Below are 10750 nucleotides of genomic sequence, written 5' to 3' on the forward strand. Positions count from 1 at the left end.
AGAAGGCTAGACGCCGGACGCAGCAAAGGATTCCCATGACGTTCGATTACAAGGTTGCCGACATCTCCCTGGCCGAGGCCGGGCGCCACCAGATCCGCCTCGCCGAGCACGAGATGCCGGGGCTCATGTCGCTGCGCCGGGAATTCGGACCCACCCAGCCCCTCAAGGGCGCCCGGATCGCCGGGTCGCTGCACATGACCGTGCAGACTGCAGTGCTCATCGAAACCCTCACGGCACTCGGCGCCGAGGTCCGCTGGGCCTCCTGCAACATCTTCTCCACCCAGGATGAGGCCGCGGCCGCCGTCGTTGTGGGCACCGGCACCGTGGAGGACCCGCAGGGCGTTCCTGTGTTTGCCTGGAAGGGCGAAACGCTGGAGGAATACTGGTGGACCGCTGAGCAGATCCTCACCTGGCCCGGTGCTGACGCGAACCCTGAGCTTGGCCCGAACATGATTCTCGACGACGGGGGCGACGCCACGCTGCTGCTGCACCGCGGCGTGGAGTTTGAGGCAGCCGGCGCCGTTCCGGCCGCCGCCGCGAACGACCCCGAGGAATACGGGATTGTCCTTGACGTCCTGCGCCGGACGCTGGCTGAGGACCCGAAGAAGTGGACCCGGCTCGCCGCCGGCATCCACGGTGTCAGCGAGGAAACCACCACTGGCGTGCACCGCCTCTACCAGCTCGCCGAACAGGGCAAGCTGCTCTTCCCGGCCATCAACGTCAACGACTCCGTGACGAAGAGCAAGTTCGACAACAAGTACGGCATCCGGCACTCCCTGCCGGACGGCCTCAACCGGGCCACCGATGTCCTCATTGGCGGCAAGGTCGCCGTCGTCTGTGGTTACGGCGACGTCGGCAAGGGTGCCGCCGAGGCGCTCCGCGGCCAGGGCGCCCGCGTCATCGTCACCGAAATCGATCCCATCTGCGCACTGCAGGCCGCCATGGACGGCTACCAGGTGGCCAAGCTGGAGAGCGTGCTGGACCAGGGCGACATCTTCATCACCACCACGGGCAACAAGGACGTCATCATGGCCGAGCACATGGCTGGCATGAAGAACAAGGCCATCGTGGGCAACATCGGGCACTTCGATAACGAAATCGACATGGCGGGCCTCGCCCGGATCCCCGGCATCCGGAAAATCGAGATCAAGCCCCAGGTCCACGAATGGGTGTTCGGCGGCGACGCGGCGGACGACACCCGGTCCATCATTGTCCTATCCGAAGGGCGCCTGCTGAACCTGGGCAACGCCACCGGCCACCCGTCGTTCGTCATGAGCAACTCCTTTGCCAACCAGACCATCGCCCAGATCGAGCTGTTCACCAAGAAGGACCAGCCCGAAGGCGAGCGGGAATACGAAAACCAGGTCTACGTGCTGCCCAAGATCCTGGACGAGAAGGTGGCGCGGCTGCACCTCGGTGCCCTGGGTGTTGAGCTGACCGAACTGTCCAAGGACCAGGCCGAGTACCTCGACGTGGATGTGGCCGGTCCGTTCAAGCCGGAGCACTACCGCTACTAAAAGTGGCCGGCCACGGCGCACCGCAGTGCGCCGTGGCCGCCGCTGCGCGTCATGGCTAACCGGCGCGCCGTGGGTCTCCGCGTCAGGGGCAGCGCCGCCGTGCGATAAAATCGACTGGTCAGCGTTGCCGCTGGGCACCCGGACGGATGCCGATCGGCAGCCCGGTGGGACACGGAGAAAACCAGTCATGACGGAAAAGAACGACCGCAAAACCGGCAAGATCATCGCCGTCGTCGCTATTTGCGCTGCGGTTGCCGCCGGCGGAATCGGCGTCGCCACCGCTCCTGGCTGGGCCAACCCCGCGCCCCAATCCGAGGCCTCCAACCCCGTGCGCAACGAGCCGGGTCTGGCCACCCCCGTGATTAAGGCCGTGGAACTGGGTGTGACACCGCTCGATGGCGCCAAAGGCGTGAATCCCGCCGTGGCGCCCTCCGTGAAGGCGGTTAATGGGCGCGTCCAGGACGTTGTGCTGGTGCCGGCCGCCGGGGGAGAGGCCGTCAAGGGCACCGTCAGCGCCGACGGCAGCACCTGGACAGCCGTGGACCCGCTGCTCTTCAACACACCCTACAACTACAGCTACACGATCGTGGATGAGGCGGGCCGCGAAACCAAGAAGGCCCAGACTTTCACCACCGTGGAGCCCGCCAATGAGGCGGACGCCGCCGTGTACCCGGAGAACGGCTCAACGGTCGGCGCAGGGCAGCCCATTGACATCGTGTTCAGCGAACCCGTCACCAACAAGGTGGCGGTTGAAAAGGCCGTCAAGATCACCGTCTCCTCCAAGCAGCCCGTGGCCTGGCACTGGTACTCGGACCAGAAGGTGCGCATCCGCCCGGAAAAGTTCTGGGCATCCAACAGCCAGGTCACCGTGGACATGAAGCTGTTCGGAGTGGACTTCGGCAACGGCATGATCGGCAACTTCGACGCGAAGGTGCAGTTCAAGGTGGGCCAGCAGCGCCTGGCAGTGGTGGACGACAACACCAAAACCATGAAGGTCTACTTCGACGGCAAGCTGGTCAGGACCGCACCGGTCACCTTGGGCGGTTCCGACTGGCTTTCCCCGTCCGGCTACGCAGTGATCATGGAGCAGGAGCGGAATTCCAAGTTCAACGCCGGGAGCATCGGCCTGAAGCCCGGCGACAAAGGGTATTACCCGCCGCTGACCGTGGAGTACGCCAACAGGCTCACGTCCTCCGGCGTCTATGTCCATCAGGCGCTCGAATCGGCGTGGGGCTACGTGGGCGTATCCAACGTCTCCCACGGCTGCGTCGGGCTGCTGCCCGTGGACGCTGCCTGGTTCTTCAACAACATGAAGTCCGGCGACGTCGTCCAGGTCCTGAACACAGGCGCCGCGCCGGTGGAGCCGCTCGAGGGCTACGGCGACTGGAACATTCCCTGGGCCCAGTACGCCAAACGCTAGGCGCAGTACGCCAATCTAACTGTCCCGCGACGCCGTGAACGGCAGCCGGTGCAGCCGTTCCCCGATCCCGTTGCTTTCCTTGCGTGCCGCGCCCAATCGGCGCAGTTCGCGGATGCGGCGTTCGGCCAGGACCGCCGCGAGGTAGTCGTCGGGAGTGGTCCCCGGCGGCGGTGACGGCGCCACGTATCCGGAGATCTCGGTGGCGAGAGCTGCGGCCATGCCGCTGCGCGACAGCGGCGACATCCGCGGCGCCTGGCGCACGAATTGCGCGGCACGCCGTCCCAGGGCGTCCGGAATCCGGCCGATGTCCGCGGCTTCAGCCCAGGCGGCCAGGTGCCGCGGAGCGACGGGGACGATTGAGGGTTCCACCGGTACCCGGCGCCGCAGCGAGTAGGTGCCCGCCACAATGTCGCCAAGCCGGCGGGACCTGCCGTCGAAGAGGGCGACGGCGATGGCAACACCGCCGAAGGTCAGGTAGATCTCCGGGAAGCCGATCAGCGCCCTGATGACCGCGTGGCGGAAACGTATGGCCCCGCCGTCGTCACGCACTATCCTCAGCCCGGCTGCCAGTTTTCCGAGCGACAGGCCCCGGGTCAGGGTCTCCACCGTTGCCGGGAGAATGACGAAGCACAGCACCACGCTGACCAGGGTGAGCGCCCCAGCTGCCGCCTCGTCCAGTTCATCCCGGGCGGCGCCCATTGCCATGAGTATTGCTATCAGCAGGGCAGTATGCACCACGACGTCGAGCAGCAGGCCGAGGGAGCGGGCAGCGAAGGACGCCGGACGGAGTTCAAGGACGACCGCCTCGCCTGTGATGAGTGGACTCAATTCCCTGCCCCCTACGTCGTTCCGGCCACCGGTCGCCTAAAGTCTAGTTCGCCGCAGGCTAGGGTAGGAGCGTGGACATGGACGCCTTCTCCGCCGTCAACTCTGACACGTGGTCGCGGCTGCATCACCTTGCGCACCAGCGGCGCCTGAGCGGTGCCGACGCCGATGAACTGCTGCGCCTGTACCAGGTGACCTCCGCCCACCTCTCCCTGCTGCGTTCCACCGGACCGGAAAGCGGCCTGTCCGCCTCCCTGTCCGCCACTTTGGCGCAGGCGCGCACCCGCTTCACCGGGGCACGGTCGAACTTCATGGAGGACCTGGCGCAGTTCTTTGTGCTGGCCCTCCCGGCCGCGCTGTACCGGATCCGCTGGCTGACCGTGGCCTGCGGCGCCGCGTTCTGCCTGGTTGGCTGCGCCTTCGCCCTGTGGATTGGCACTTCCCCCGAAGCCCTGCGTGCCGTTGCCACGGAAAGGGAAGTGCAGCGGTACGTGGAGCAGGACTTTATTGACTACTACTCGGAGAACCCGGCGGCGTCGTTTGCCGGGGCCGTGTGGACCAACAATGCCTGGATCAGTGCCCAGGCCGTTGCCCTGGGCATCACGGGTTTCTGGGTGCCCATGATCCTGTTCGCCAACGCCCAGGGAGCGGGGGTGGCTGCCGGGATGTTCGCCGCAGTGGGAAAGACGGAGGTGTTCTTCAGTTACATCCTGCCGCACGGGCTCATGGAGCTGACGGCAGTGTTCGTTGCCTGCGCGGCAGGGCTGAGAATCTTTTGGGCGATGGTGTCGCCGGGCACCCGGACCCGGTCCCGCGCCGTCGCAGTGGAGGGCCGGTCCATGATCACGGTCGCGCTTGGCCTCGTCCTGGTGCTGTTTGTCTCAGGGCTCGTGGAGGGTTTCGTTACGCCCAGCACTTTGCCGGTGTGGGCGAAGATCAGTATCGGCGCGGCGGTGCTGGCGGCATACTGGTGGTATGTGCTGGTCTGCGGGGGACGGGCTTACCGCGCCGGCGCGCGCGGCGACTTGGGCAGCCAGGACGCTGGCTATACAGAACTTGCAGCCTGATTATTACCGCCGGCTGATTATTCCTGCCGTGGCGGGGTGGCACATCGCGGTGCCGGAGCGGCTGACGGTAGGCTCTTGGGGAGATACAAAGCGCTGCCCGGCCCCGGCATTCCCGGTGGCCTCGGAGCGTGGACGCCTACGGAAGTGAAGCTGCAGTGAAAGACAATACTCCGACCCCGTCCGGACGCCTTGATCCGCGGCTGGATCCGGCGGCAAACCCTGCGCTGGATCCCGCGGAGGACACCGACGAGCCGGCGTTTGACTGGATGAAGCCCGCGCCTGCAGCACGCGCCGCCGAGGAGGAGGGCGCTACCGGTCCTGCCGCGGCGCAGCCGGAAAGCCGTGCCGACCGCAAGGCGGCGGAGGCGGCTGCCGCCGGGGGAGCCGGGACCGACCCGAACAAGGAGGCGGGCCGGGACGCTGCGGCAAGCCAGGACGCTGAGACAGATCGGCAGACGGAGTTTCGCCAGCCGTCTGCGGCTGGTTCCTCCTCCATGGGCACCCACTACAGGGAGCCCCTCCCCACCTCCGCCCTGCAGGTACGCCCTCCGCAGGAGGAAGTGGAGCGCCGCAACGCCGAGCGGGAGCAGGCAGCCAGGGCCAAGCCGGTGCTGCCCCGGTTCCTCCAGGTATTGCTGGCCATCTTCTACCCCGTCATCCTCCTGGTCCTGGCCGTGCGCGCCGTGACCAGCCCGCTCTTCCTCTGGGTGGAGTACCACCGGCCCGGGTTCCCCGGGGACGGCTACGGCTTCAACGCGGACGACCGCATGACCTACGGCTCCTACGCCGTGGACTACCTGAGCAACTGGTCCGGTCCGCGCTACCTGGGCGAACTGGTTAACCGCAGCGGTGAAAAGCTGTTCAAGGACGGCGAGGTCAGCCACATGGCCGACGTGAAGCTCGTCTTCCTGTCCGCGTTCGGAGCAGGGGCCCTGATGATCCTGATCAGCATCATCGCCATCATCTACCTGCGGCGGCGCACGCCCGGCGGAGTGCGCCGGGGGCTGTTCGCCGGCTCCATTGTGACGCTGGTGCTCATCATCGGCCTTGGCACCCTCGCCGCCCTCGGGTGGCAGCAGTTCTTCACCGAGTTCCACCGCATCTTCTTCGCCGCCGGCTCCTGGACGTTTGCGCTTGAGGATACGCTGATCCGGCTCTTCCCCGGGCAGTTCTGGATCGACGCGGGCCTGGTCATCGCCGCGCTTGTCCTCATCACAGCGGTGCTGACGCTGATCCTGACCTGGCCCACCCGCAGGCGCCGCGGACTGGCCCCGGCCAAGAAGGGCCGTAAGGGCAACGATGCTGAGGGCGATGCAGAGGGCAGGGACGTGAAGGACGACGCCGGCGCCGATGAGGCTCCACGGACAGGCAACGTCCGTCCCGTGAACCTGTAGCGGCGTTTCCGCAGGGACGGCTGCTCGGCCGTACAGCTCCTCGATTTCCGCCTCATAGTCTTTGACGACGGCGGCCCTCTTGAGTTTGAGGGACGGTGTCAGGATGCCCGGCGTCTTGATTCGGTTGATGATCACGTCCGGACTCCGCCTGCAATCGTGCCTCAGATCCAGGAAGGCATCCACATCCTGAGCCGCCAGTCCTGGTACGTGATCATTTCGGCGGTCCAGACCGGGTAGAAGAAGGAGGAGATCAGGACCGCAGCCACGAGGAACAGGGCGACGCCGTACAGCCCCGAGCGCCGGCGCCACGGCGGGTCGGTGGTTTTTCCCAGTACCAGGCCGAGGCAGTACACGAGCGCCAGGACCAGGAAGGGTTCAAAGGACACCGCGTAGAAGAAGAACATGGTCCGTTCCGGGTACATGAACCACGGCAGGTAGCCGGAGCCGACGGCGGCCAGCACGGCCCCGGCCCGCCAGTCGCGCCTGCCCGCCCACCAGAACAGCAGGATGACGAGTGCTATGGCGGCGCTCCACCAGATCAGTGGGTTGCCGACGGACAGGATGGCCGAGGTGCAGTTGGCGAAATCGCAGCCGGGGGTGCCCTGCTTGGGGGACTCGTAGAAGAACGAGGTGGGCCTGCCCATCACCAGCCAGCTCCAGGCGCTCGCCTCATAGGGGTGCTCCGAGCTGAGCCCCTGGTGGAACTTGTAGGCCTCAAGGTGGTAGTGCGCCAGGGACCGCACGGAGTCCGGCAGCCAGCCCCATTCCGTGCTGGGGTTCGCCTCCGCCCAGCGCCGGTAGTAGGCATCCGTGGACCGGAACCATCCCGTCCAGCTGGCGGCGTAGGTCACGGCGGCCACGGGCACGATGCTGACGAAGGCCAGGAGCCCGTCCTTGATGATTCCGGCGCTGATCCAGCCGCGGACGCCGGCGGTCCGTCGGGCGCTCAGGTCCCAGAACACCGTCAGCAGCCCGAAGCCGGCCACGAAGAACAGCGCCGACCACTTGGTGCCGACTGCCAGCCCCAGGCAGATGCCGGCCGCGACCCGCCACCAGCGGACGCCCAGCCAGGGGCCGGACAGCAGCTGGAGCGTGGACGGCCTGCCGGTGGGGGAGGCGGCCGCCTGCCTGGCGAGCCGGGCCGCCAGCCGCCGCCGGCCGTCGTCGCGGTCCAGCAGCAGCGCTCCGAACGCCGCCAGGACCCAGAACATCAGGAAGATGTCCAGTAGCGACGTGCGTGACATGACCAGGTGGTGCCCGTCGACGGCGAGCAGCAGGCCGGCTGCGCCGCCGAGGACCAGGGAGCCGAAAAGCTTCTGGGCTATCAGCGCGAGAAGGGCCACGGACAGGGTCCCGGTCAGCGCCGCGGCGAACCGCCAGCCGAAGGGGTTATCGGCCCCGAAGAGCCACATGCCTGCGGCGATCATCCACTTGCCCACGGGCGGGTGCACGACGTATTCGGGCGTGGTCAGCAGCACGTTGGGGTTGCCGGCCACGAACGCGTCGTTGGCTTTGTCCGGCCAGCTCCGCTCGTAGCCGCTCACCAGCAGCGAGTAGCCGTCCTTGACGTAGTACGTCTCGTCAAAAACGAGGCTGCGGGGGGCATCCAGCCGGACGAACCGCAGGACGCCGCCCACGGCGGCCGTCAGGGCGGGGACCAGCCAGAACCAGAGCCGCAGCGACGGCGGGTAGTCCCGCCAGGTGCGGATGCCGCCGATCAGGCGCCGGGTGAGGGCGTCGGCCGTGAAGGCCTCCGAGGGGCGGCTGATCCAGCGCTTCCCGAGCGGGCCACGGTCTTCGGTGGCGGGTGCGGAAGCCGGGGTAATCGGTGGTTCGGCCCCGTCAGGGCGCACGGAGGTCTGCGTCACGAGCCCATGCTACCGTTCGCGGCTTGAAGAACGCCGGACGGCAGTAGGCTGGATCCGTGGACCATGAAGCGAGCACCGCCCCTGACAGCAGTTCCGACCCCGCCAGCAATTCAGAGGCGCCCGCCGGTTCAGAACCGGATGGCGGGAGGGCCGGCAGAAGGGAGCAGGACTCCCGCAGCGGCGGTCCGGGACGGATCGTCCTGGCGGCAACACCCATCGGCAACGTGGGCGACGCTTCCGCCCGGCTCGTGGAGCTGCTGGCGACGGCCGACATCGTGGCTGCCGAGGACACCCGGCGGCTGCACCGCCTGGTGCAGAGCCTGGACGTCGCCGTGAGCGGGCGGATCATCAGCTACCACGAGCACAACGAGGCGACGAAGACCGCGGAACTCCTGGAGCAGGTCCGCTCCGGAAAGACCCTCGTCATGGTCACCGACGCGGGCATGCCTGCAGTCTCCGACCCCGGCTTCCGGCTGGTGGAAGGCGCGGTGGCGGCGGGCCTCACCGTCACGGCCGTCCCCGGGCCGTCGGCCGTCCTCACCGCCCTGGCCCTGTCCGGCCTGCCCACCGACAGGTTCTGTTTCGAAGGGTTCCTGCCGCGGAAGGCCGGCGAACGGTCCGCCCGCCTGGCCGATCTCGACGCCGAACGCCGCACCATGGTTTTCTTCGAGGCGCCGCACCGGCTAGAGGCCATGCTGCGGGCCCTGCACGAGCGCTTCGGCCCGGACCGGCGGGCAGCGGTCTGCCGGGAACTCACCAAGACCTACGAGGAGGTCCTCCGCGGCTCGCTCCGGGAGATGCTGCAGTGGGCGGAGGCCAACGAGGTGCGCGGCGAGATCGCCGTGGTGGTGGCAGGCGCGCCGGAGCGTGCGCCCGGCTCGCCCGAGGACGGTGTCGCCGCCGTCAATGAACTCGTGGCCAAGGGTGTCCGGCTCAAGGAAGCCGTCGCAGCCGTCGCCGAGGAAACCCGCGTGAGCAAGCGGGAACTGTACTCCGCCGTCCTCGCGGCGCGGTGACATCCTCGCTCTGCTGAGCCTGCCGGGCCCGCTGTGCAGCTGCACAACGGATGGCGGGACTGGCAGTGCGCAGATGCGTAGACACTGCCGAGACGCGGGCAGTACCGTGGCTTTTAATCCAGCCAAGCATGCAGCGGGCGGCAGGCGGCGGCACGCCGTGTGCAGGAGCTGCACACAACCGGCAATCCGATTGCTGACGAGGGAGTCACCGTGTCTGTTACTACACAGTCCACTGCCACCGCAGAACGCGAAAGCGAACTGCTCGCGTCTGTTCCCACCGGCCTGCTCATCAATGGCGAGTGGCGGTCCGCGGCGTCGGGCAAGACGTTCGACGTCGAGGATCCCGCCACCGGGAAGGTGCTGCTGAGCATCGCCGACGCCGGTGCCGAGGACGGCGCCGCTGCCCTGGACGCGGCCGCCGCCGCCCAGGAGTCCTGGGCGAAGGTGCCGGCCAGGGAGCGCGGAGAGATCCTGCGCCGGGCCTTTGACCTGGTTACCGAGCGGGCCGAGGACTTTGCCCTGCTCATGACCTTGGAAATGGGCAAGCCGCTGGCCGAAGCACGCGGCGAAGTCACCTATGGCGCCGAGTTTCTGCGCTGGTTCTCCGAGGAAGCCGTCCGCGCCTTCGGCCGCTACTCCGTCTCCCCGGATGGCAAGTCCCGGCTGCTGGTGACCAAGAAGCCGGTGGGCCCGTGCCTGCTGATCACGCCGTGGAACTTCCCGCTGGCCATGGCCACCCGCAAGATTGCCCCCGCCGTCGCCGCCGGCTGCACCATGGTCCTCAAACCCGCGAAGCTCACCCCTTTGACGTCGATGCTGTTCGCCGCCGTGATGCAGGAGGCCGGCCTCCCAGCCGGGGTGCTCAACGTGATTCCGTCCTCCAGCGCAGGGGCCACCACCGGGCCGCTGATCAAGGACTCCCGGCTGCGGAAGCTCTCCTTCACCGGTTCCACCGAGGTGGGCCGCCGGCTGCTGTCCGACGCCTCCGAGACGGTCCTGCGGACCTCGATGGAACTGGGCGGCAACGCCCCGTTCGTGGTGTTTGAAGACGCCGACGTCGATGCCGCCGTCGCCGGCGCCATGCTGGCCAAGCTGCGGAACATGGGCGAGGCCTGCACCGCCGCGAACCGCTTCATCGTGCACGAGTCCGTCGCCGACGAATTCGCCGAGAAGTTCGCCGCGAAGATGAAGGACATGACCACCGCCCGCGGCACCGAGCCCGAGTCCAAGGTGGGCCCGCTGATCGACGCGAAGAGCCGGGACAAGGTCCACGAACTGGTCACCGATGCCGTCTCCGCGGGTGCCACCACCGTGGTGGGCGGCGCGCCCGTGGACGGGCCGGGCTACTTCTACCAGCCCACCATCCTTAAGGGCGTCACCGAGGGAACCCGGATCCTGTCCGAGGAGATCTTCGGCCCGGTCGCCCCGATCATCACGTTCTCCTCCGAGGACGAGGCCGTGCGCCTGGCCAACAACACCGAATACGGGCTGGTGGCCTACGTCTTCACGAAGGACCTCAACCGCGGCATCCGGATGGGCGAGCGGCTCGAGACCGGCATGCTGGGCCTGAACGCCGGCGTCGTCTCCAACGCCGCGGCACCCTTCGGCGGCGTCAAGCAGTCCGGCCTGGGCCGTGAAGGCGG

8 protein-coding genes are annotated in these 10750 nt (G+C 67.7%); 6 read left to right on the forward strand and 2 right to left on the reverse strand.

The annotated features are described in order from the left end of the window. Positions 1-35 precede the first annotated feature (35 nt). Both ahcY and DBZ45_RS12030 read left to right on the forward strand, forming a co-directional pair. Positions 36-1517, forward strand: a complete 1482-nt coding sequence (ahcY, locus tag DBZ45_RS12025; RefSeq protein ID WP_111904131.1) for an adenosylhomocysteinase — start codon at positions 36-38, stop codon at positions 1515-1517. A gap of 187 nt (positions 1518-1704) precedes the next feature. After that, on the forward strand, positions 1705-2937 hold the full coding sequence (locus DBZ45_RS12030; RefSeq protein ID WP_111904132.1) for a L,D-transpeptidase: 1233 nt from the start codon (positions 1705-1707) through the stop codon (positions 2935-2937). 15 nt (positions 2938-2952) lie between these two features. Here DBZ45_RS12030 and DBZ45_RS12035 read toward each other — a convergent pair whose 3' ends face one another. Beyond that, on the reverse strand, positions 2953-3765 hold the full coding sequence (locus DBZ45_RS12035) for an RDD family protein (RefSeq protein ID WP_111904133.1): 813 nt from the start codon (positions 3763-3765) through the stop codon (positions 2953-2955). Positions 3766-3836: 71 nt separating this feature from the next. On the opposite strand from DBZ45_RS12035, the gene DBZ45_RS12040 reads away from it, so the two are divergent. Then, on the forward strand, positions 3837-4829 hold the full coding sequence (locus DBZ45_RS12040; protein WP_190243103.1) for a stage II sporulation protein M: 993 nt from the start codon (positions 3837-3839) through the stop codon (positions 4827-4829). A 155-nt stretch (positions 4830-4984) separates the two neighbouring features. After that, complete coding sequence (locus DBZ45_RS12045) at positions 4985-6223, forward strand: TIGR01906 family membrane protein (RefSeq protein WP_111904135.1); 1239 nt, start codon at positions 4985-4987, stop codon at positions 6221-6223. Positions 6224-6384: 161 nt separating this feature from the next. Here DBZ45_RS12045 and DBZ45_RS12050 read toward each other — a convergent pair whose 3' ends face one another. Continuing rightward, the gene (locus DBZ45_RS12050) at positions 6385-8091 is read right to left on the reverse strand and encodes a dolichyl-phosphate-mannose--protein mannosyltransferase (protein WP_111904136.1); all 1707 of its coding nucleotides are present in this window, start codon (positions 8089-8091) and stop codon (positions 6385-6387) included. A gap of 194 nt (positions 8092-8285) precedes the next feature. Here DBZ45_RS12050 and rsmI point away from each other — a divergent pair, with 194 nt between their 5' ends. Together rsmI and DBZ45_RS12060 are read left to right on the forward strand one after the other, a co-directional pair. Beyond that, the gene (gene rsmI, locus DBZ45_RS12055; RefSeq protein WP_111904147.1) at positions 8286-9107 is read left to right on the forward strand and encodes a 16S rRNA (cytidine(1402)-2'-O)-methyltransferase; all 822 of its coding nucleotides are present in this window, start codon (positions 8286-8288) and stop codon (positions 9105-9107) included. Between the two features lie 210 nt (positions 9108-9317). Further along, positions 9318-10750: NAD-dependent succinate-semialdehyde dehydrogenase (locus DBZ45_RS12060; RefSeq protein WP_111904148.1), on the forward strand; the 1433-nt coding region annotated here is incomplete at its 3' end.

Origin of the sequence: Arthrobacter globiformis (genome assembly GCF_003261175.1) — a bacterium.
GTDB classification, from domain to species: Bacteria; Actinomycetota; Actinomycetes; order Actinomycetales; family Micrococcaceae; genus Arthrobacter; species Arthrobacter globiformis_A.

Coding starts and splice junctions, on each gene's coding strand:
- DBZ45_RS12030 (WP_111904132.1), top strand. CDS start 1,705: ATGACGGAAAAGAACGACCGCAAAACCGGCAAGATCATCGCCGTCGTC.
- ahcY (WP_111904131.1), top strand. CDS start 36: ATGACGTTCGATTACAAGGTTGCCGACATCTCCCTGGCCGAGGCCGGG.